The organism is Rhizobium sp. P28RR-XV, from assembly GCF_012641385.1.
Classification (GTDB): Bacteria; Pseudomonadota; Alphaproteobacteria; order Rhizobiales; family Rhizobiaceae; genus Rhizobium.
The window spans coordinates 1-22,353 of sequence record NZ_JABAIG010000031.1; the positions used below are offsets into that span (position 1 = coordinate 1).

Consider the following 22,353-nt stretch of genomic DNA (forward strand, 5'->3'; position numbering starts at 1 on the left):
CTTCACAGCCCGAAGCCCCCCTGAGCCCTTCAAGATATCCAATGTCATTATGTCCACAGTCTCCGTTGTGGACACAGAATCTTTCATTCGCTGTTCAGTGAATAGGTGCGGGGAATTGTGCGCTTACTGTGTATCGAAGTGAAATCCATTACAATCCGGTGTCGTTCGGGACGCCCGCGTACGATGCACGAGCTGCAAGTATCATGAAGGTGGATGAGAACGATGAATATACTCATAGCCGAAGACGAAGCGCTCATCGCATTTGACACTGCCTATACCGTGGAAGCTCTCGGCCATCAGGTCACCGGGCCCTTCGGAAGGGCTGACGATGCGAAAGCAGGGTCCGATGGCATAGAAATCGCCTTGGTCGACGTAAATCTTAGCGACGGCGAGACTGGCCCGGCACTTGCCGACTTCTTGTACAGAGGTGGCGCTACCGTTATATTCACCACCGGAAATCCTGAGATAGTCGAAAGCAACACCTCGGCTATTGGCATACTTGTCAAACCATATACCACCGTCGGGCTTACTCAAGCGATTGACTACGCCAGCGCCTATCGGATGGGAACACCATTGCCTCATCCAGGCATTCTTCATGTTCTCGGTTAGCCGGAAGACTGTTGTGGCCCTTGCCGGACCGCCATCACCTGTTGGTGAGATCCACCCCGGGAAGCCGTCACGCATTCTCGGCTGGTTTCATTGGCAGCCCACAGTCTCGCACATCGAACAGATGCCGTGCATTTACTTCCCGAACAATTGCTAAAAAAACGCCGTCGTCGCCATGCCGATCACGGCGGCGAACATCGCAAGGCACGAGGCCCAACCGAGGGCTTTCAAACCGCCTTGGATGACAAACTCCTTCATGACCTTACGATTCGATGCGATCAACATCAGGATGACCATAACCGGAACAGCGACGACGCCGTTGATCACCGCACTCCAAAACAAGGCCTTCATCGGCGGGATTGGTGTAAAATTCAAAAGCATACCCACCATCGTCGCCAACCCAATAGTCGTATAGAAGGCCTTGGCTTCGCTTGGCTCGCGCGACAGTCCCACTTTCCAGCGCGCTGCCTCGCTGACTGCATAGGCCGCCGAGCCGGCGAGAACCGGAACCGCCAGTAGACCCGTCCCTATGATGCCTGTCGCGAAGATAATCTTGGCAAAATGTCCGGCCAGCGGTTCTATCGCTTTCGCCGCGTCGACCGAACTTTCGATGTTGGTCGCACCTGCTTTATTCAGGGTGGCAGCGGTCGTCGTGATGATTGCAAGCGCGACGATGTTGGACGCGGCCATCCCAATCAGCGTGTCGAGCGTGATGCGCGTGTTCGCCTTTTCAGCTTCCTGCGGATGTTTGACGAGGGGTTCCTCACGTGGTTTCTCCTTTAGGTCTTCGGCCTCCTCAGAAGCCTGCCAGAAGAAAAGATAGGGACTAATCGTCGTCCCGAAGATCGCCACGATCATCGACCAGTAATTGGCGTCCCCCTTGAATGTCGGCAGCAACAGCCCGTGTATGAAGTTTGACCAATCAACATGGATAACGAACAGCGTCGCGATGTAGGAGAGCAACGCGAGGCTCAGCCACTTCAAGACAGCGACGTATCGCTTATACTTCAGAAATACCTGCAGGAGGATGCAGATCACACCGAAGGCAGCAACGTATATCAACGAATTGCCGCTGAGGAGTAGATGGGCCGCATCGCCCATTGCTCCGAGATCGGCGCCCAAATTGATAATATTCGCGACCAAAAGCGGAACAGTGATACTGACGGCGACCCATCTCGGGTAACATCGCGCCATGCTGCCTGCCAAACCCCGACCCGTGGTCCGACCGATGCGCGCACTGATCATTTGCACGGCCACCATCAGCGGATAGGTAAAGAGCAAAGTCCAGCTCGCGATATAACCGAATTGTGCTCCGGCTTGTGAGTAGGTGGCGATGCCGCTTGGATCGTCGTCCGAAGCACCCGTGACTAGACCCGGTCCAAGGATTTCCAACAACCGCGGTTTTGAAGGTTCAACGACAGCGCTTCTTTCGTCCAATCTATAGTCACTCATAACTGACTCCCAGCAGAAATCCGACGCAGCACATATCCGCTGATCTCGGTGCGAGTGAACCGCCCTTGCTGCTTGTTTGTTCCCTGGAAGCAGGCGGCACTAAAAATAATGCAACTCCAAAAACTTAGCGCCTGCGCTTACTCAATCTGTGCGTGCTCTTTCACAATATTTCGCGCCTGAAGGAACTTTCAGCGCCTATGTCGATTTGCTTCGTCAGTACAAGGAGGATCACCCGATATGGAAACACAACGGTCTTTCCAACGGCGCCGACCTATAAGGGGTGCTGCCTATTCCCTGGAAGATTTCCAGAAGAAATACGGTCTCGACGATGCCTTAGCCGAAAATCTTTTTATTCGCTTCGGCCCGTCTTCGATCGAGCTTGATCTGCTCATGGAGGCAAAGCGCCGAATTCTATCTTTCGATGAGCTGACGGAGGAGATACCATTGCGCTAGGCAGCACGATGAGCGTTGACACCTTCGGAACACTGGGGAACCTCAGTGGTGCGCCGCGAGCCCTCGCAAGCGTGGCTGCGGGATCGAAGGCAGGAGGATGTCGCGGGGGATACAATTTGTGAAAGCGTGAGCTGACGAAGAGACCCCTCTTCCAAGAAGGCCGTGTCTGAAAAAGCCCTAACCTTATCCGGGAGTGCCCTGCCGATATTGCGCCGGGCCTGCAAGTCTCATGTTTTCGACGCGCGCGCATTATTGCAGAAGATAATGTCGAATTGAATTTGTGTAGATTTAGCGATCTCCAGGTGGATCTCCCCAGAACACAAACGAAGGCTCCGGAACAAACCGTCTCGATCGCCGTTGCAATAGGCATCAGTTCATCTTCTGGAGGATAGTCAAATGGGTCGAGGTATTCTGCTCTGGCTTCTCGGTATTCCGTTGCCGATCGTTATTCTTCTTGTTCTCTTCACGCGATAGGAGGCGTCGATGTCGGCTGTTGAAGACGTACCAGCGGGAACCACTCCTATCGAATCGTCCAACCCCGCTATTGTCTGGGGTCCCATCATCGGAGGCGCCCTTGCCGCGACCGGGATTACCCTCATCCTTCTGCTGCTGGGATCAGGCGTCGGCCTTACGATGGTTTCTCCATGGTCTGGCCAGAGCGATTCGGCCACGAGCATCGGCATCACTGCGGCCATCTGGCTTGTGGTCGTTCAATGGTTGTCGTCAGCAATTGGTGGCTATCTCACGGGCCGCCTTCGCACCAAATGGGTTGAAGTCCACTCCGATGAAGTCTTTTTTCGCGACACGGCTCATGGGTTTCTGAGTTGGGCGCTGGCAACGGTGTTCGTGGCAGGGTTTCTCGCCTCTTCGTTGACTTCGCTGGCGAGTGCGTCTGCCAACGCCGCAGGTCAAGTCGTGCAAAACGCGGTGAGTGTTGGCGCTTCGGCTGCATCAGGACGCAATGCGGACCCGACTGCTTATTTTACCGACGCCCTTCTCCGGCCTGCAAAAACGACAGATCGCGCTCAATCTGACAATGGAGCAGCTGCCGCCGAAATCTCGCGAATTCTCTTGCAAGGTGCAGCCAGCGGCCAGCTCCCGGACGGAGACAAATCTTATATTGCGACGATTATCTCCGCCCGCACGGGCCTTCCCGAAACGGATGCCCGCAACCGTGTCGATACGGTGCTTAAGCAAATCGATGATGCTAAGTCGGCGGCAAAAGAAGCGGCTGACAAAGCCAGGAAGACGGGCGCAACAACCGCACTGGTTGGCTCCCTGTCGCTTCTGGTCGGCGCATTCATCGCGTCGGCGGCGTCAGCCCTTGGCGGTCGTCAGCGCGACGACGAAGAGGATTTGCTCATTGGCGCGCGCGGCCGACGCCTTTGAGCCACAACTGCAAGCGATTTGCTCTGCGTCATTGCGATGGCGCAGAGCGTCCTTTAATAGATTGGATCGCCAACGGCCTAGGGGTGAGCGTCAAGCCGGCTTCAAGTGATGAGCGCAGCCAACACCTTATTCGTCGTTGAAAAAGCGACGCAGCGAATTTGCAAGATCAATGGGGTTTTCTTCAGCGACATGGTGGCCACTTTCGATGCCGTGACCCACGACATTAATCGCCCATGAGCGCCAAATTTCCCTCGGGTCGCCGAAGAACCGTTCGAGATCGTCTCTCGTAGACCAAAGGCAAAGCAACGGGCACGTGATCCGCCTTCCAGCAATCCGGTCCTGCAGTTCGTCTTCCCGATCGACGGTTAGTCCCGCTCTGTAATCCTCGATCATTCCATGGACGACCGCAGGCCTGTGGATTGCGGTCAACAGGTCATCGTAGGCCTCCTCTCCCATGAGATCCGGGTGGATGGCCTTGTACCAGGTCTTAGGATCGGAATTGATCGCTTGCTCAGGCTTTTCCCGCTGCGCGAAGAAGAACCAATGATACCAGTCACGCGCAAAACGCCAGTCCATTCGTTCGAGATGCTCGATGATGGGAATACTGTCGATCACGGCAACCTTGGTGACGATTTCCGGATGATCGAGGGCAAGGCGAAATGCCACGTAGCTGCCTCGATCATGTCCCGCAACTGCAAAACTCCGATGCCCTAAAGCGTTCATTAGTTCCACACAGTCAACCGCCTTCGCCCGTTTCGAAGAATAGCGACTATTGTCGCTATCTACGGGTTGGAAAGACTTTCCAAATCCGCGGAGATCAGGACAAACAAGCGTGAAGTGAGCAGACAAAAGGTCTGCGACATGGCCCCATGTCATGTGCGTTCGCGGATGGCCATGAAGTAACAATAATGGCGGACCGTAGCCGCCGTGGCGAACCCGCAGAAGGCCGGGTCCAACGTCGATGTAATCCAGTGCCATTCCGCTGAACAAATCCGGCCTCCTTCATATATTTGGTCGGCTGTCCTTACGTTCACCGCATCAAATTGTTCCGGCTAAAAAGGGCTCTGCCGCAGCGACGTAAGCGTGGGCTAACGATTGCACGGCCAGCCAATTTCGTTCCGGAACATTCGGGCCGGCGTGCAGTTCATTTAGCGGAGGATGACACATGATAGGACAATTGTGGGATAAGCCAATCACGGTCGAGACTAACAAGTTTGGCGAGCGGCTGACAATCGCCAACACGGAAGCCGCCACCCACTATTTGCTGCGCAACTGGCCGACAAAGGCAGGCGGGATCGCCTATAAGAACGCAAAGCGGACGCTCATCAGCGCCCATGGAGGTCGTGTGGAAGCCGAGGTCGCAAGGAGTGCTTTCCTTGCTGCGCTCAAAGAAGGCGGCGTCCAGATATTTGAAGCATGACCGCGCGATATGCATCGCTCATGCCGCGCATTTTAAAGCCGTCTAGCAGCTAAATTGCAGCAGCTTCCTCGAGTTTTCGCCGAATACCGCCCTATAAGAAATCCGTGGAACAAGAACGCATTGCAAGCATTGCTCTTCTATCCCACGAGGAGGAAGAAGATGCCCGAAGCAACGAGCGCGTCGCTGCACGCTGATGTCGTTTTGCTACTCCCAGCACTGCGAAACTTTGCCAGAAGATTTGTCTCCAGTCCGTCGGACATCGACGATCTCACACAGGAGACGGTATGGAAGCTCTTACGCCATTCCGAGAGATTCACGCCCGGGACCAGCCTGAAGAGCTGGGCGTTCACCATCATGCGAAACACTTTCATCACCGAATACAAACGCCGAAGGCGGCTGCAGCTTCGGGCGAACGACGATGCCTTGTTCGAGGTTCCCACGGATTGCTCCCAGCAGAAGTGCATCTACGCTGCAGAGGTCGGCAAAGCGCTCGATCGTCTTCCGAAATATCAGCGCGACGCCCTTCTCATGATCGTTGAAGGGGTTTCCTATGGGGCTGCGGCCGAGCGTTGCGGCTGCGAAATCGGAACGATCAAGAGCCGGGTCTCACGTGCGCGGAGCATGCTGGTCGAAATGCTGGGCGAGAAATCGCTACACGCCGCCGCTTCGATATATTAAGCCCGCGTACCTGAGTGGGACGCGACGGTAGCGCTGACGTCATGGTGATTTGATCGATGGAGATGGCTGGTGAGCATAGTCTAGCGGAGGCGCAAATGTGATCTGATGAGTAGCAAGGATCGTCGTTCTTTTCTGAACTTACGGCGAGAGCTCAAAATGGCGCGCTCGCCGGAGACGTACATACGAGGCACGACCAAGCATTTTTATGAATGGCTGGACAGCCGTTCAACATCCATTCCAGCAGGGCCTCCGGTTTGGATCTGCGGCGACTGTCACCTGGGCAATTTAGGCGCCTTGGCGGATTGCGATGGCGACGTGGCTGTTCAGATCAGGGATTTCGATCAGGCAGTTATTGGCAATCCCGCACACGATCTTATCCGCCTAGGCCTTTCGCTTGCATCGGCTGCACGCGATTCAGTTCTCCCCGGCGTCACGACTGCAAGAATGCTAGAAGCCCTCATGGCAGGATATGAGGCCGCTTCCGTGGAAATCCAGGTGGGCACGCCGCAATTGCGTAAACCAAAGGACATCAGAAAGCTATTGAAACGGGCGGCTCACAGACGCTGGAAGAACCTCGCAATGGAAGACTTCCAAACGAAACATCCCTTGCTCCCCCGAAATAAGCGTCTTTGGCCGCTGCATCGAGCCGAACGGTCCGCGGTGCTAGGGCTTTGCAGTGACCGGGAAATGGAAAAGACCCTGCTAGGCATTGATGACGTGACGGCCGACGATTTGAAGATCCTCGATGCTGCCTATTGGATCAAGGGCTGCAGCTCTCTTGGCCGCCTGCGATGCGCCGTCTTGGTTCGAAACGGGAAGCATGGGCCGGTTTCGTTGCTGGATATCAAGGAGGCTGCTGCCCCTGCCGCTCCGTCGGCGCCCGAATCGAAGATGCCGCGGGACTATGCCGAGAGGGTAGTTGCGGGAGCAAAGGCGCTTTCCCCCAACCTTGGTGAGCGGATGGTCGCATCGAGGGTGGTGGGCAAGGCTGTTTTTATTCGTGAAATCACCCCCCAGGATATGAAAATCGAGATTAATCGTCTCACCGGAGATGAAATCCAGGCCATAGCCCACTACCTCGGTGGGGTTGTTGGGCATGCTCACGGTCGGCAGATGGTTCATCAAGAATGGCGATCGTGGATCTCTGAACTTGGCCTTTCGCGCAAGAAAGAATCGGAGATGCCGTCTTGGCTGTGGTCGAGTGTGACCGAACTCCTGTCCATTCACGACAAGGCTTATCTTGAACATTGCAGGCGATTTGCGTTGGCGCATCACTAAGGAACGCTGATGGCTCTGGCTCGTATCGCATAGGTGCGGAATCGATCGGCCGGCCCGGAGTGCCTTCTGCTGGATTGAACACCGCGGGTGCGGCTCATGCAATGCTCCACAAAGCGACATCCCAATCAAACTATCGATGGACGCGTAACGCCCAACCAATTCCATAGGAGGCATTGTCCGCAAACGCTAGCGATCCATTCTGAGCGCCTGACAGCGACCTGCCCCGCAGGGTGATCACGGAGATTGAGCTCGCAGCAGCGGACCAGGGTCAGCGTTGTTTGCAAGCATACTTTTGAAGCGCTCTTCGTCGACGGGTCGACTGTAGAAGTATCCTTGAATCTCGTTGCAACCACGATCGACAAGAAATCGCGCCTGCTCCTCCGTCTCAACACCTTCAGCGATTACCTCCAGCCCCCGCTTTTGCGCCAGCGAGATAATCGCCGAGGTTATAGCCATATCGTCTGTGTCGCGTGGAATATCCGTGATGAAGGAGCGATCGATCTTAAGCCGCGACAATGGAAATCTTTTAAGCGCACTAAGGCTCGAATAACCGGTTCCAAAATCATCAATCGCAAATTTTACTCCCAATTTCGCCAATTCGTGCATTCTAGCAACAGAGCCGGCGAGGTCCTTCATGATAAGCGTCTCCGTGATCTCCAGCTCGAGCCAAGTTGGATCGAGCTCGCTCTCGCTCAAGGCGGTCGCCACAGTCTCCACCAAACGCTTTTCCTGGAACTGTCTGGCGGAGACATTGACACTGATCCGAATAGGTTCGAGCCCTTTGTCCTGCCATACCCTGGCCTGCCGACACGCCGTCTGAAGAACCCATTCACCAATTGGCATGATGAGACCCGTCTCTTCGGCAAGCGTAATGAAATCCCCTGGATAGACAAGGCCCTCGCTTGGATGCTTCCAACGGACCAACGCTTCGACCGCAACAATCCTGCCCGTTTGGACGTCCACCTGCGGCTGGTAGTGCAATACTAGCTCGTCACGGACAAGCGCCTGGCGTAGCTCGTCAGTGCGAGCGAGCTTTCTGCGGACACTGGCGGCCATTTCCGACGTGAATAAAGCGATTCCATCGCGACCCAGCTCCTTTGCACGATACATGGCCATATCTGCGGAAGCGAGCAGCTCTCCCGCAGTCATACCGTGGCTCGGATAACTGGCGACGCCGATGCTGCAGGTTACCCTCAGTTCGATATTGTTGAGTACAATCGGGCGAGCCACTGCCTCTCTTATCGCAGACAATCGACCTAGGCAGCTCTCGATATCTGTTTGCTCAAGGATGAGCACGAACTCGTCTCCTCCGATTCTCGCAACGGCCGCCTTGTCAGTTGTCAGCTCGCTGATCCTGTCCGCTACGATCTTCAGCAGTTGGTCGCCAACCGAATGACCGAGGCTGTCATTGACGAGTTTGAAGTTGTCAAGATCGAGGAATGCCAGGGCGATTTCAGATCCCGCAGAATCAGCTGTCTGCATTGCACGGGTGAGCTTTTGATCCAAAAAACGCGCGATTGGCCATGCCCGTCAGAGGATCGTGATCTGCGAGAAACCCAATCCGAGCTTCCGCGCGATGACGGCTGATTGCGATCCCGGCCATATACACGGCGATCGAAACAAAATCGGAAAAGCCCGGCCGGCACCTGGCACCTTCAGACGAATAGAGGGCGAGAACGCCTTCGACACGGCCGTCGGTGTCGGAAATTGCCAAACATTGGCACTCATGATCCAATTCAGAGACATCCGCCTGATCAAAGGCGAGCTTGAGTGCTTTCGTGGTGACTGCGAGATCCATGACAGCCATATCAATGAATGTGGCATTGACCCGCCTGCGGTATTCTTCATTCAAGGTGGGTGCCGCAGCCAGACGCAGCTGCCCTGACTCTGGTGTGATCGTCAAGACTGCAGCATGCACACCCTGTGCGAATTCCGCAATCATACGGGCAAGCTCTTCAAGAACTTCCGGAAGAGGCGTCCCACGGGCTATCATTTCAAGCAGATAGGATTGGGAGCGCATCCGGCGTTCTGCCGATTTCTGCTCCGTGATATCACGAGAAGCTCCGACAATGCCCACAATTGTTCCGGACGCGTCTCTCAACGGGACACGCGTGATCATCAACCATCGTTCGCCGTCACCACGAAATGCCAACTCCTCGCCACCGAAATGGGGTTGTCCTGTCTCGGCGACACGACGTTCAACCTCCGTGGCAATTCGTGCGACATCGCTCGGCAGGAACTCGAAATCGGTCCGCCCAACCAAATCCTTCAGATGGGATAGCCCGTTGTTGACGACGACGGCGTGGTTTCCAAACAGGAAGCGCCCTTCCAAGTCCTTCGCATATATGAAATCAGGGATTTGGTTGATCATGTTCTGCAGCCAACCCTGACGCTCGACCAGGTCGGCCTCGTAGTGAACATCCTCCGACCTTCTGCGCAACATGGGTGTGGCAGGAGCTGGCTCGACTTCGGGCAGTGATGAGATTGACATTTTGCCGTCCGCAATGTCGCCTTTAGTCAAGGAAATTCCCCGGAACAAATGTGAAAAGGTCATTCTGCTGTTGGGAAGTTATCCCCGGATGAACGTCGATTCACCACCGCGGGGAAGCTAAAGTCATGGTGAACAAGCCCTTACTGTGTTTTCGCTGCATTTTCAGGGCGACAATAACAAACCTTGCCTCAAGCGATAGATCTCGGACACCCGAACAAACCGTGCGGCAAGCATGGTTGTCGTAATACCTTTCACATGATCTTATCACTAGGTTATCAGCGATCTCCATAGCAAATGGGTGTAAGTATCTACCCGCAGAAATTATTTCCAATAACAGAAGAAGGACTCAGAGAATATAAATCTCAAGTTGACCGATTTTCATCTTATCTGAAACTCTCCTGATATGAATCGGACGTCACGGCTGATGCCACGCCGGGGTGATTTCCTTCTGCATTCGATATTGCTTGACCACTCGACCTGATATAAATCGTTTGACTATACAGATCGCAAACGACCATGGTTTGCGGATCTGGAATATTAGAGACTTTACCGAATCCCTCCCAGCTGATCATTCGTCAGTAACGACCCATCGCAGACCCTACTCCCGAGAATCATGTCCAGGCCGACAAAATCTTTCATCGTCGAAATCAAGAATTCCCGCCGCAAAAAGGCCGGATCCGCCGACCAGCCGAAATCCATTTGGGGTACATTTGCTCCCGATCTCAAGCAGAGCTTGGATCAGGATGAGCCGCTTCCTTCGCCCATTCCTGCACCTTGTCCAGCTCTGCCAGATTTGAAGCCTGTTGCCGATGGCGACAGCGACGATGCGACGGTCGTGGTACCAAGGACTTCCCTCATTGAAAAATGGGGCTCGAAGAAAGCCGAGAAGACAAAGGCGGGACAAGGGGACGCTGTTTCCACATTCCTGGCGCGGATAGAGCGGCAGAAGGCGTTGCTTGCGGAATTCCAGGCGGATCCCACGGGTTTTACGAAATGGCGATCGGCATGGTTCCGCGAAGTCATTGGCGGATTTGGTGTCAGCGTCACCTATGATTCCCTCGATGCCGGCGGCGGTCTGCGATATATTGTGGTCGAGACGGCACAAGAGATCGCCGAATTCCTTGAGGACCTCGCGCAGCACGCGCAAATCGATGCGAATTTTCAGCGTGCACTGAAAGAGAACCGTCTCCGGCGTGTATCGCAACGAGTTGGCGGCAAGGTGGAATAGTCTGGTTCAGGCGCGTCGAGAATCTTGATATCCTGGAGACGATAGTCAGCAACGATGGTCACGGGCAGGCATCAGGGACAGGCGTGCACTGACAATCCGACAGTCGCCGATAGTCGTTCAACCGAAAGTGCCGTGGCGTTACCTTGCCTCCTGTGAATACGCAGTTGGAATCGCGCGTGCGAAGAAGTCCTTGAATTCCGAGATCTGCCAGTAGAAGGCTTTAATCACGAGGTCGCGACGGCCTTGTTTTCGCCTGGTCAAAAGCGGTGCTAGCGGGATCTTCCAGTCGATTCATCGCGGCCATCGGAGCGCAGGTTCACGAAACGCTCCCCGCTGTCGCGGATTTGAAACAGCTGGCAGTCGAAGAGTTGCGACATTAGAATCGGTCAATCACAGCAAGCCCTTTGGATCCATCACAGCCGCGAGATATGGTGGTTTGCGGAAGCCTGGTGTCGAGCGGCAATTGCCGCGCTTTCGTCAGCAAAGAAACTAATGCGCTGACGGACCAATTGAGGCGTGACGGCGTGAAGACCTTAGCACCCACGCGGGCAAAGCAATTGGAGCAAGTGGGCGCAAACAAGGTTAGAATGGCGGACACATCACGCGCGCAACCGCTTGTAATGAGGCCCAGGAATGGAGAGCATTGAACCCTTCGAACGACTCGGATTGGCGCTAGCCATCGGGGCAATCGTCGGGGTGGAACGCCACTGGCGGGAGCGTGACGAAGGCGGTGGAAAGCGGACCGCAGGAATACGCACCTTCATGATCACCGGCATGCTCGGCGGGGTTTCCGGTCTAATCGAGCAGATGCTTTCCGCGCCGGTAACACGGCACGGACTTGTCACCATCGCGATGTTCGTGACCTTTAGCGTTATCTTTGCCCTTTACCAATATCGCGAATCGGGCGCGGAGGGCAATTTTAGCGTCACGAGCGTGATCACCGCCATGACGACATTTGCGTTGGGCGCCCTGGCCGTGGTCGGTAACGCGCCGTTGGCGGCCGCCGGCGGCGTGGCGCTCGTGGCAATCCTGGCCAGCCGCGAGATATTGCATCGATTCGTTCGTAACCTGAGTTGGGACGAGTTGCGATCCGCTATCGTTTTCCTTGCGATGGCGGTCATTGTCCTACCGATATTGCCAACAGCGCCAGTTGGGCCGTTCGGCGGCATTTCCCCCTCAGGCACATGGCTTTTGGTGGTCCTTCTCGCGGGCATCTCCTTCCTGGGATATGTTGCGGTCAAGGCATTCGGACAAGTTCAAGGTGAACTCGTTGCAGGTGCGATCAACGGACTGGTATCGTCAACTGCGATGGCAGTCACAAATGCTCGCCTAAGCGCCACCGGTCAATCCGCGATTCTACTGGTGGCCGGAGCAATGGCCGCAAATGCCGTCTCATATCTCAAGGTGCTTCTCTATGTCGCCATCCTTGCACCCTCGATCGCCGAGCGCCTGGGTCCCGCACTCATTGCGGCCTCCTTTTTGATGATCGGCTTTTCATTTGTTTTTATAAAAAACGACACGATCAAACACACTGAAAGCCACACACGAAACCCGTTCGAATTGTTCGCCATCTTGAAAACTGCGCTCCTGCTTGTTGTCGTGGGTTTTTTGGCCCGGGCGGCTGCGACCTGGTTTGGAAAGTCTGGCCTGCTCGTCGTTTCGACACTTTCCGGGCTCGCGGATGTTGATGCCATCACTGTTACAATTGCCGGCATCCTAGACACGATCGGCACCGAATTCGCGGCAACGGCTCTTGGGACAGCCGTCATCGCCAACACGGTCGCCAAGATGACGTATGCCTTGATCCTGGGCGATCGAGCCTACAGCGGGCGCTTCATTTTGGTGAGCATTGCCGCGATCATCGGCGGCATTTTCATGTTCGAAACGACTCCGATGATGGAATGGCTCGTGATGGAAGGCTTGCCGAAATAATATCATACGTGACGTTTGCTCCCGAGGGGAGCCGAACGGAGGAGCCTTATTTTTGGGTCCGAAGAGTAACCCTCCTTCGATATGTTGGGCCTGTTTCAATATGACCGGAGTGGCCGGATTAGGCTGAGAACCACCTCTTCAGCCGCTGATTAATTTAAGATCGACGTCGAAAGCCGTTCTCCGTCTGGCCATCACAAGACGACCAAGTCAACGCGTACGATCGTGCCGACGTATGTTCGACCGAACACTCGGAGACGCTGAAAGGACAATCTGTTCGACGCGGCGATATTTGATTGTCATTTGATCCCAATCAATGAGCGAGCGACATGCGCGTCGCTATTAGAAGGCGGATTTTTATCAAGTTCATCGTCTTCGGAGTTGCGCGATCGATGGTTATTCATGTCGCAGTATTGAAAGAGAAGGCTTTAGGCGAAAAACGGGTCGCGATGGTACCGACCCTTATCCCTCGCCTTGAGCGACTGGGCGCCGATCTGAATTTGGAGGCAGATGCCGGCTTGGCAGCCACGTTTGCTGATATCGCCTATCGAGGCGCTACAATCGAGAACGCCGTCAAGACCATGGTGTCCGCAGCCGACATCGTGCTCGCCGTCCAATCACCATCCGCAGATCTCATCAAGGCAATGAAGCCCGGCGGGATATTGATCTCCCTGCTGTACGGCACCAGCAATCCCGACACGGTGTTGGCCCTTAGGGATCGAAGGGTGACGGCTTTTGCGATGGAGCAAATACCTCGCATCAGCAGAGCGCAATCGATGGATGTCCTTTCCAGCCAGGCAGCCCTTGTGGGCTATTATGCCCCTCTGCTCGGCGCCGTTCACATGCCACGCATCCTGCCGATGATGACAACTGCGGTGGGCTCGCTACGGGCCGCAAAGGTTTTGGTGATGGGGCTTGGCGTCGCCGGGCTTTCAGCCCTTGCCACTGCCCATCGATTGGGCTCAATAACAGTAGGCTATGACGTCCGTCTCGAGACACGCGAGCAGGCCGAATCGCTTGGCGCCAAGTTCATCGATACCGGTATCGACGCACGCGGCGAAGGCGGCTATGCGCGCGAGCTGACGACGGATGAACGGGCCAAGGTCGAAGAGACGCTCACCCGGCATATCGCGGAAGCGGATATGGTCATTACGACCGCCTCCGTACCCGGCCGACCGGCGCCGAAGCTAATCTCTTCAGCGCAGGTCGCAGCGATGAAGCCCGGCGCTGTGATTGTGGATCTCGGGGCGGAAAGCGGCGGCAATTGCGAAGAAACCAAGCCCGGTGAAACAGTGAATGTCGGAACGGTCACCGTCCTTGGTCCGATTCATGTGCCATCGGCACTCGCCCAGCATGCCAGCGAACTCTACGCAAAAAATGTCCTTAACCTCCTTGATCTGATCATCAAGGACGGCTCGATCCATCTCGATTTCGAGGATGAAGTCATCGCCGGCACGGTGGCAACCCACGACGGAAAGATTCGAAGCAAAGCGCTTCACCACATTATCGAGAGCGCATGCCTTTCAAGTCCGGAGATCGCGTGATGACACTCGACACATCGATGACATGGCTCATTGGCCTTTATATTTTCATGCTGGCTGCCTTTACCGGCTACGAAGTGATCAGCCGGGTACCCTCGATCCTACACACCCCACTGATGTCTGGTTCGAACTTCATCCACGGCATTGTGGTCGTTGGCGCTCTCCACACACTACTGAATGCCACCACACCGTTCGCCCAGAGTATCGGCTTCGTTGGTGTTGCGCTCGGGGCCGCAAATGCGTCCGGCGGGTATGTGGTGACCGACAGGATGCTCGCGATGTTCAAAGCGAGCGGCGGCAAGGAGAAGTAGGATGATCGCACAGCATCTCGTCAGCCTGAGCGGTCTTCTCGCCGCCGCGCTCTTCATCTTCGGCCTGAAACGGATGGCATCGCCGGTTACCGCTCTGTCGGGCATCATGACGGCCGGCGCAGGCATGATCGTCGCTATCGCAGCGACCTTCCTTGTGGTTCTCGATCTTGACCAAGCCGCCAAGTCTCATCTGACGACCAATCTCGGTCTCGGGATCCTGGCATTGCTTGTCGGCGGCGGTTGGGCTTGGTGGCGAGGAACAAGGGTTGAAATGACGGCAATGCCGCAAATGGTCGCCCTTTATAATGGCATGGGTGGCGGAGCGGCAGCCGCTATCGCAGCTGTCGAGCTTTCCAACAGAACCGGTTCAGGTGCTTTGTTGCTTTCCGTCACGATCATCGGCGCCCTGATTGGTTCTATTTCCCTGACGGGCTCTATTATCGCGTGGGCGAAGCTCGATGGCAGGATCGACAAACCGTGGCGCTTTTCCGGCCAGCGTCTCGTGAACGGCCTGTTCTTCCTGGCAACGCTTGTTGTTGGTATCGGTATCATCTTTTTGCATGGGTCTTTGGCCGGCGCCGGGCTCGCGGTCTTGTTCTTTGCTGGGGCGCTTGCCTTCGGTGTGCTGATGACGTTGCCGATCGGCGGCGCTGACATGCCCGTGGTCATCTCGCTCTATAATGCTTTCACCGGCCTTGCCGTTGGCTTGGAAGGGTTCGCGCTGCAAAACCCCGCCTTGATGATCGCCGGCATGGTCGTCGGTTCAGCAGGCGCGCTGCTGACACTGCTAATGGCGAAGGCGATGAACCGATCACTGGCCAACGTGCTTTTTTCCAACTTCGGTGATGGCGCAGCTTCCGGCGGCTCCGAAATTCACGGGCAGATGAAATCTGCCGATGCCGCCGACGCGGCGATCAACATGCGCTACGCGTCGAGCGTCATCATTATTCCTGGCTATGGCCTCGCTGTCGCTCAAGCGCAACAGAAACTCCACGAATTCGTCAAGATCCTGCAGGCGGCCGGTGTGGACGTCAAATTCGCCATCCATCCGGTGGCCGGCCGCATGCCAGGTCATATGAACGTGCTGCTGGCGGAAGCTGGCGTTCCTTATGACATCATCTTCGACATGGATGAGATCAACGCCGATTTCACAAACACCGATGTCGCGCTGGTGATTGGTGCCAACGACGTGGTGAATCCGGCTGCGCGCACTGACAAGTCCTCGCCGATCTACGGCATGCCAATCCTCGACGCCGACAAGGCGCGTCAGGTCTACGTCATCAAGCGAGGACAAGGCAAAGGCTATTCCGGCGTCGAGAACCAGCTCTTCTTCGAGGAGAACTGCTCGATGATCTACGGCGACGCCCAAGTAGTGCTCACGCAAATGGTTCAATCCGTAAAAGATCTAGCTGCTGCGGCCTGAAGCGGCCGGCCAAATCCAAGTTATTTTTTCCAAGGGAGAATGGTAAATGGCCTATCAGACGATCAACCCCTATACCGGCGAGACGCTCGCCAACTTCCCAGACGCAACCGATGCCGAGGTTCGTGCGGCGATCGCCGGCGCACATGAGGCATTTCTGAAGTGGCGAGGCACATCGTTCGCAGAACGCGGGCGCATTCTTCAGAATGCCTCAGACATCCTGCGCCGCGAAAGCGATGCCTACGCGAAACTTCTGACACTGGAAATGGGCAAGCTGTTCTCCGAGGCGAAGGCCGAGGTCGAGCTGTCTGCGAAAATCCTGGAATACTATGTCCGCCACGCTGAAGCCTTGCTCACGCCTGAGAAGCTGCCGGTTCTCGATCCGGCCGAGGGCGATGCCATTTTGGTTCACGAACCGCTCGGGGTGCTCCTGGCAATCGAACCGTGGAACTTTCCCTATTATCAGATCGCGCGTATCTTGGCACCGCAGCTCGCCGCCGGAAACACGCTGCTCCTGAAACATGCCTCCAATGTTCCGCAGAGCGCTGCCGCCTTCGAAAAGCTGATGGCACAGGCCGGTTTGCCGAAGGGTGCGTTCAAGAACCTCTATGCTACCCGATCGCAAATCGAGCTGATCATCAATGACGACCGCGTCCATGGTGTGGCCCTGACTGGTTCTGAAGGTGCAGGCGCTGTTGTGGCGGCTCAGGCTGGCAAAGCGCTAAAGAAGTCCACAATGGAGCTGGGCGGTGCTGATGCCTTCGTGGTGCTCTCCGACGCCGATCTCGAAAAGACCACCAAATGGGCGGTATTCGGACGTCATTGGAACGGCGGTCAGGTCTGCGTTTCTTCAAAGCGCATGATCATCGTTGATCCTGTCTACGATGTATTCCTTGATCGATATCGCACGGGCGTAGCCGGCCTTATCGCAGGCGATCCCTTCGATCCCAGGACAACTCTGGCGCCGCTGTCTTCCAAAGGCGCGGCCGATGAGGTGAAAGACAAAATCCGCGAGGCAGTCAAGCTTGGAGCCAGAGCCGAGGAGGTCGGGCCGCCGGTACCCAATCGAGGCGCCTTCGTTCAACCGACGATCCTGACCGATATCGGAGAAGACAACCCCGCACGCTATTGGGAATTCTTTGGTCCGGTTTCGATGTTGTTTCGAGCAAAGGATGAGGAAGATGCCGTGCGCATCGCCAACGATTCCCCCTTCGGCCTTGGTGGCTCAGTCTTCACCTCCAATTCGACTCATGGAGTGGAAGTCGCGAAGCGCATCTCCACCGGCATGGTCTTCGTCAACCATCCGACCAAGGTCGAGGCAGACCTGCCGTTCGGGGGCATCCGTCGTTCCGGCTATGGTCGCGAGCTTCTCGGGCTCGGTCTCAAGGAGTTCGTCAATCACAAACTGATCGATGTTGTCGACATCGACGCGCATTTCTGAACGCAAAAAAAGGGACGCTTCGTTGAGCATCCCTTTATGAACGAACGCCAAGCCAAGGAGTGCCATAATGGCCAAGACCATGAAAGCCGCAGTCGTCCGCGAATTTGGAAAGCCTTTGATTATTGAGGAGGCTAGCATCCCGACGCCTGGTGCCGGCCAGATCCTCGTCAAAATTGCTGCGACAGGCGTCTGCCACACCGATCTGCACGCCGCAGAAGGCGACTGGCCAGTGAAACCCAAACCTCCGTTCATCCCGGGTCATGAAGGCGTCGGCAACGTTGTTGCTGTCGGTCCTGGCGTGAAACATGTCAAGGAAGGCGACCGTGTCGGCGTCCCATGGCTTTACACCGCCTGCGGGCATTGCAAGCATTGCTTGGGCGGTTGGGAAACACTCTGCGAGGAACAGCAGAATACCGGCTACTCGGTCAACGGGAGCTTTGCCGAATATGTCCTTGCCGATCCGAATTATGTGGGCCATTTACCCGACAATGTATCATTCATCGACATCGCGCCGATTCTTTGCGCGGGTGTTACCGTCTACAAGGGCTTGAAGGTCACCGACACAAAGCCAGGAGACTGGGTGGTGATCTCCGGCATTGGCGGTTTGGGGCATTTGGCTGTTCAATATGCCAAAGCGATGGGTCTCAACGTCATCGCAGTCGATATCGATGATGAAAAACTCGAACTTGCGAAATCTCTTGGTGCGTCGCTGGCCGTGAATGCCCGCAAGGACGACCCGATCGCTTTTGTGAAGAAAGAGGTGGGAGGCGCCCAGGGCGTACTGGTTACGGCCGTTTCTCCCAAAGCCTTCGAACAGGCCCTTGGTATGGTCGGTCGTGGCGGCACGGTCTCCCTCAACGGGCTTCCTCCCGGCGATTTCCCCCTGTCGATCTTCGATACCGTCCTCAACGGGGTGACCGTCCGCGGTTCCATCGTCGGCACGCGGCTAGACCTTCAAGAAGCGCTGGATTTCGCCGGCGAAGGCAAGGTCAAAGCGACGATCGCGACCGACCGGCTCGAAAACATCAACGATATCTTTGCTCGCATGCATAAGGGGGACATCCAAGGCCGCGTGGTCATCGACTTCGCAAAATAAAACGAAAGGAGTCCTGCGATGCACGCGATGGTGCTTCACAAAATCGGCGAGCCGCTTGTCTGGACCGAGTTGCCGGATCGCGAGCCAGGTCCTGACGAGATCCGCGTCAGGATCTCAGCCTGCGGCGTTTGTCGGACGGACCTCCATGTGGTGGACGGCGAACTGACCAATCCTCGTGTTCCGATCATTCCGGGACACGAGATCGTCGGCCACATCGATGCCCTGGGGTTCGGTGTCATGGGACTGGCGATCGGTGAGCGTGTCGGCGTGCCCTGGCTTGGCCACACCTGCGGCGTCTGCCCTTATTGCCGTGACAATCACGAGAACCTCTGCGACGCTCCGGGTTTTACTGGTTACACGCGTGATGGCGGATATGCGACATCGACCATCGCCGACGCACGCTTTGCTTTTCCGCTCGGGCAGCACGATGATGACATCGCCCTGGCACCCCTCCTGTGCGCAGGCTTGATCGGCTGGCGTTCGCTCAAAATGACGGGCGATGCCAAGCGATTGGGTTTCTACGGCTTCGGAGCTGCGGCTCATATCGTAGCACAGGTCGCCTGCTGGCAGGGGCGTGATGTCTATGCCTTCACCAGGCCGGGGGATACGTCTTCTCAGCGATTTGCTCGGACCCTGGGGGCGGTCTGGGCGGGAGGATCTGACGAGACGCCGCCGCAGAAGCTCGACGCTGCGATCATCTTCGCGCCCGTTGGCGACTTGGTACCTACCGCCCTTAGAGCCGTTCGCAAGGGCGGACGGGTTACCTGCGCCGGCATTCATATGAGCGATATTCCGAGCTTTCCTTATTCGCTGTTGTGGGAGGAGCGGCAGGTCGTTTCGGTCGCTAATCTAACTCGTCAGGATGCCACCGACTTCCTGGCCCTCGCCCCACAGGTCGGCATCGTCACGCAAACCAACCCCTACCCGCTGCGCGAAGCCAATCAAGCGCTCGCTGACCTGCGTGCCGGCCGTTTCGAAGGCGCCGCTGTACTCATTCCTTAAAGAGGGGCAGAGTGCCAACTATTGGGCCTTTACCAGACGGACCAATGGTCAATAGCGCCTGTCCAGTGGCCTGCTTGAATTGAAGCCATCGCGGGCCGAAAGCAGTTTCACCTCATTCTGATCACCTTACGAGACCGCCATGATTGAAAACCGTATCCGTCGAAAGGATCTCCTCGACAAAGTCACCACGCCGCAAGCGGCCGCCAGTCTCATCAAGGACGGCATGATCATTGGCATGAGTGGGTTTACCCGAGCAGGCGATGCGAAAGCCGTCCCAATCGCCATGGCCAAAAAAGCAAAAACAGACCCATTCAAGATCACTTTAATTACCGGCGCGTCGCTTGGCCATGACATCGACCGGATGCTCACGGAGGCAGGAATTCTGGAGCGTCGGATGCCGTTTCAGGTGGATAGAACGTTGCGAGCCGCGATCAACCGCGGTGAAGTCATGTTCATCGACCAGCACCTTTCCGAAACCGTCGAGCATCTACGCTCCAACCAGTTAGGCCCAATCGACTACGCAGTCGTGGAAGCGACGGCGATTACCGAGGATGGCTGCATCGTGCCCTCCACATCGATCGGCAATTCCGCCAGCTTTGCAATCCTGGCAAAAAAGATCATCATCGAGATCAATTGCAGCCAGCCATTGATCCTTGAGGGATTGCACGACGTCTACATTCCCACCAAACGACCAGCGCGTGTGCCCATCCCGATTGTCGCCTGTGATAGCCGTGTGGGCTTTCCTTACGTGCCGATCGATCCGCGCAAGATAGCTGCAATCGTTGTCACTGATGAAAAAGACAGTTTCTCTACGGTCGAGCCTCCGGATGCGGAAACCCAAGCAATCGCCCGGCATCTCATGCACTTCCTTGAGGGTGAAGTCCAAAACGGTCGCCTCGACCTGACCCTGCAGCCGTTGCAGGCCGGCATCGGCACGATCGCCAATTCGGTGCTGAGGGGCTTTGCTGATGGACCGTTTCATCATCTGCGCATGTATAGCGAGGTTCTGCAGGATAGTACCTTTGATTTGTTCGATGCCGGCAAGCTTGTATTTGCTTCGGGCTCGTCGATAACTTTATCGGAAGGCTGCAGCGAACGGGTATTCGGCCAGTTTCACAAATACAAGGACCGGTTGATTTTGCGACCGCAGGAGATCAGCAATCATCCGGAAGTCATTCGCAGGCTCGGCGTGATTGGAATTAATACAGCGCTGGAGGTCGACATTTACGGCAATATCAACTCCACTCATATCAACGGCACCCATATGATGAACGGAATTGGCGGTTCAGGGGATTTCGCGCGCAACGCCTACCTGTCGATCTTTGTTACGAAGTCGATGGCAAAGGGTGGCTCCATTTCTTCCGTAGTTCCAATGGTGACACATGTCGATCACACCGAGCATGATGTCGACGTCATCGTGACGGAGAACGGGCTTGCTGACCTTCGTGAGCTTGCGCCGCGCGAGCGAGCCGAGATGATCATCGCCCAATGCGTTCATCCGGACTACCGCGAAGCATTGCTGGACTATTTCCGGCGTGCGACCGCCCGTGAAGGCCATACACCGCACCTTCTTGAAGAAGCTTTCTCCTGGCACCTGAGACAACGGGCGAGCGGAAGCATGAAATCAGATATTTGACTACCGCAAGACCCGTCGGTCCAACGATAGTGCCGGGCCTGCCATTCCGAGATAAAATAGCAGCAGACTTGCCGTTCACATTTATCGAGCGGCGGTTTTATGCGGATCGGAGTAAAGCGACAGACACGTTATCGGATAACATCGCCGATGATCATTCTTGATACGAATGGCTTTAGGAGTTCCGGATCAAAATGACCTCTTGAGCTGAGCATTGCATCAATTACTTCTGCTTGAGACCAAGCACGCTTATACGCCCGTATCGTTGAAAGGGCATCGTATACGTCACAAATTGCCGCGATCCGCGCCACGTACGGAATATCATTTCCGCCAAGGTTATGTGGATAGCCAGTACCATCAAACTTCTCGTGGTGATGGAGACAAATATCCAAAATTGCTTTCGGTATACCTGGAATCGACGCTATCATGCGGTAGCCTTGCACTGGATGCGTCCGCATGATCGCAAGCTCTTCACTCGTAAGCGCACCCGATTTTTTGCAACACTTCGGTCGGGAGCGTCATCTTTCCGATATCATGGATCAATCCTCCTAAGCCAAGAAGGCGAACACTTTCTTCTTTCAGGCCCAGGCTCCGAGCGAAGATGATCATCAATGCGCTTACGGCCAGGGAGTGAAGAAATGTTCCTTCGTCCTTATCCTTTAGCTTCGCGACTCCAATCAACGCACCGGCATTGGTCATGGCTTCCGCCATGATTTGCTCCACGACGCTGTTCGCGGCCTCGAGTTGGAAAATGCGCCGCAAATGTGCTTGGTTCAAAACGTTGCGAATATCCGGCTGCGTTTCTTTGATTGTCTCTCGGGCGAGTCCAACCTTCTCTGCGGTGAATTGCGATTTTAGGGTAAGCGCGATTTTCGATGCGCATTGACGGCGCAAGACCGATGAACGTGCGCGCATTGGTAGCGAGATCCGGCTCTATCCGGCCGCAGTAGTCTTGGAGAAGTTGAACGGCAGCAGGTCGCCGATT

The 22,353-nt window shown here is 55.8% G+C and carries 21 protein-coding genes; 15 read left to right on the forward strand and 6 right to left on the reverse strand.

Annotated features, from left to right (window positions below; all coding sequences use genetic code 11):
* The first annotated feature begins 222 nt into the window (after window positions 1-222).
* Window positions 223-609 (forward strand): response regulator, encoded by a 387-nt coding sequence (locus HGP12_RS33220; RefSeq protein WP_168880211.1) that lies wholly within the window; start codon window positions 223-225, stop codon window positions 607-609.
* Window positions 610-759: 150 nt separating this feature from the next.
* On the opposite strand, the gene HGP12_RS33225 is transcribed toward HGP12_RS33220, so the two are convergent.
* Window positions 760-2,058 (reverse strand): NRAMP family divalent metal transporter, encoded by a 1,299-nt coding sequence (locus tag HGP12_RS33225; RefSeq protein WP_168880212.1) that lies wholly within the window; start codon window positions 2,056-2,058, stop codon window positions 760-762.
* A gap of 237 nt (window positions 2,059-2,295) precedes the next feature.
* On the opposite strand from HGP12_RS33225, the gene HGP12_RS33230 reads away from it, so the two are divergent.
* Together HGP12_RS33230 and HGP12_RS33235 are read left to right on the forward strand one after the other, a co-directional pair.
* Window positions 2,296-2,511, forward strand: coding sequence for a hypothetical protein (locus HGP12_RS33230; RefSeq protein WP_168842863.1), 216 nt, complete (start codon window positions 2,296-2,298; stop codon window positions 2,509-2,511).
* Window positions 2,512-2,994: 483 nt separating this feature from the next.
* The gene (locus HGP12_RS33235) at window positions 2,995-3,900 is read left to right on the forward strand and encodes a hypothetical protein (protein WP_168842862.1); all 906 of its coding nucleotides are present in this window, start codon (window positions 2,995-2,997) and stop codon (window positions 3,898-3,900) included.
* Between the two features lie 126 nt (window positions 3,901-4,026).
* On the opposite strand, the gene HGP12_RS33240 is transcribed toward HGP12_RS33235, so the two are convergent.
* Window positions 4,027-4,890: an alpha/beta fold hydrolase gene (locus HGP12_RS33240; protein WP_168842861.1), complete on the reverse strand. Its 864-nt coding sequence runs from the start codon at window positions 4,888-4,890 to the stop codon at window positions 4,027-4,029.
* A gap of 175 nt (window positions 4,891-5,065) precedes the next feature.
* On the opposite strand from HGP12_RS33240, the gene HGP12_RS33245 reads away from it, so the two are divergent.
* The 3 genes from HGP12_RS33245 (at window position 5,066) to HGP12_RS33255 (ending at window position 7,276) form a co-directional block, all read left to right on the forward strand.
* Window positions 5,066-5,320 (forward strand): DUF982 domain-containing protein, encoded by a 255-nt coding sequence (locus tag HGP12_RS33245; RefSeq protein WP_168842860.1) that lies wholly within the window; start codon window positions 5,066-5,068, stop codon window positions 5,318-5,320.
* Window positions 5,321-5,479: 159 nt separating this feature from the next.
* The gene (locus tag HGP12_RS33250; protein WP_168842859.1) at window positions 5,480-5,998 is read left to right on the forward strand and encodes an RNA polymerase sigma factor; all 519 of its coding nucleotides are present in this window, start codon (window positions 5,480-5,482) and stop codon (window positions 5,996-5,998) included.
* Window positions 5,999-6,154: 156 nt separating this feature from the next.
* A complete protein-coding gene (locus HGP12_RS33255) occupies window positions 6,155-7,276 on the forward strand; it encodes a DUF2252 family protein (RefSeq protein WP_168880213.1) in 1,122 nt (373 codons plus the stop codon).
* 234 nt (window positions 7,277-7,510) lie between these two features.
* On the opposite strand, the gene HGP12_RS34405 is transcribed toward HGP12_RS33255, so the two are convergent.
* Window positions 7,511-8,758 (reverse strand): putative bifunctional diguanylate cyclase/phosphodiesterase, encoded by a 1,248-nt coding sequence (locus HGP12_RS34405; RefSeq protein ID WP_246703654.1) that lies wholly within the window; start codon window positions 8,756-8,758, stop codon window positions 7,511-7,513.
* Window positions 8,745-9,797, reverse strand: coding sequence for a bifunctional diguanylate cyclase/phosphodiesterase (locus HGP12_RS34410; protein WP_246703655.1), 1,053 nt, complete (start codon window positions 9,795-9,797; stop codon window positions 8,745-8,747). The genes HGP12_RS34405 and HGP12_RS34410 overlap by 14 nt, the downstream gene beginning before the upstream one ends.
* Before the next feature lie 703 nt (window positions 9,798-10,500).
* On the opposite strand from HGP12_RS34410, the gene HGP12_RS33265 reads away from it, so the two are divergent.
* The 9 genes from HGP12_RS33265 (at window position 10,501) to HGP12_RS33305 (ending at window position 21,371) form a co-directional block, all read left to right on the forward strand.
* A complete protein-coding gene (locus HGP12_RS33265) occupies window positions 10,501-10,995 on the forward strand; it encodes a hypothetical protein (protein WP_246703656.1) in 495 nt (164 codons plus the stop codon).
* Between the two features lie 633 nt (window positions 10,996-11,628).
* Complete coding sequence (locus tag HGP12_RS33270; protein ID WP_168880215.1) at window positions 11,629-12,927, forward strand: MgtC/SapB family protein; 1,299 nt, start codon at window positions 11,629-11,631, stop codon at window positions 12,925-12,927.
* A 389-nt stretch (window positions 12,928-13,316) separates the two neighbouring features.
* Window positions 13,317-14,468, forward strand: a complete 1,152-nt coding sequence (locus tag HGP12_RS33275) for an NAD(P) transhydrogenase subunit alpha (RefSeq protein WP_168880216.1) — start codon at window positions 13,317-13,319, stop codon at window positions 14,466-14,468.
* On the forward strand, window positions 14,468-14,776 hold the full coding sequence (locus tag HGP12_RS33280; protein ID WP_168880217.1) for an NAD(P) transhydrogenase subunit alpha: 309 nt from the start codon (window positions 14,468-14,470) through the stop codon (window positions 14,774-14,776). The genes HGP12_RS33275 and HGP12_RS33280 overlap by 1 nt, the downstream gene beginning before the upstream one ends.
* Window position 14,777: 1 nt before the next feature.
* The gene (locus HGP12_RS33285) at window positions 14,778-16,199 is read left to right on the forward strand and encodes an NAD(P)(+) transhydrogenase (Re/Si-specific) subunit beta (protein ID WP_168880218.1); all 1,422 of its coding nucleotides are present in this window, start codon (window positions 14,778-14,780) and stop codon (window positions 16,197-16,199) included.
* Between the two features lie 46 nt (window positions 16,200-16,245).
* The gene (locus HGP12_RS33290) at window positions 16,246-17,637 is read left to right on the forward strand and encodes an NAD-dependent succinate-semialdehyde dehydrogenase (RefSeq protein ID WP_168880219.1); all 1,392 of its coding nucleotides are present in this window, start codon (window positions 16,246-16,248) and stop codon (window positions 17,635-17,637) included.
* Between the two features lie 67 nt (window positions 17,638-17,704).
* On the forward strand, window positions 17,705-18,733 hold the full coding sequence (gene adhP / locus HGP12_RS33295; RefSeq protein WP_168842851.1) for an alcohol dehydrogenase AdhP: 1,029 nt from the start codon (window positions 17,705-17,707) through the stop codon (window positions 18,731-18,733).
* Window positions 18,734-18,751: 18 nt separating this feature from the next.
* Window positions 18,752-19,735: a zinc-dependent alcohol dehydrogenase family protein gene (locus HGP12_RS33300; RefSeq protein WP_168880220.1), complete on the forward strand. Its 984-nt coding sequence runs from the start codon at window positions 18,752-18,754 to the stop codon at window positions 19,733-19,735.
* Between the two features lie 139 nt (window positions 19,736-19,874).
* Window positions 19,875-21,371: an acetyl-CoA hydrolase/transferase family protein gene (locus HGP12_RS33305; RefSeq protein ID WP_168880221.1), complete on the forward strand. Its 1,497-nt coding sequence runs from the start codon at window positions 19,875-19,877 to the stop codon at window positions 21,369-21,371.
* A 128-nt stretch (window positions 21,372-21,499) separates the two neighbouring features.
* Here the strand turns inward: HGP12_RS33305 and HGP12_RS33310 are convergent, their stop codons facing one another.
* Window positions 21,500-21,826, reverse strand: a complete 327-nt coding sequence (locus HGP12_RS33310) for an HD-GYP domain-containing protein (protein ID WP_281408532.1) — start codon at window positions 21,824-21,826, stop codon at window positions 21,500-21,502.
* Window positions 21,827-21,839: 13 nt separating this feature from the next.
* The gene (locus HGP12_RS34575; protein ID WP_168880222.1) at window positions 21,840-22,283 is read right to left on the reverse strand and encodes an HD-GYP domain-containing protein; all 444 of its coding nucleotides are present in this window, start codon (window positions 22,281-22,283) and stop codon (window positions 21,840-21,842) included.
* Window positions 22,284-22,353 lie beyond the last annotated feature (70 nt).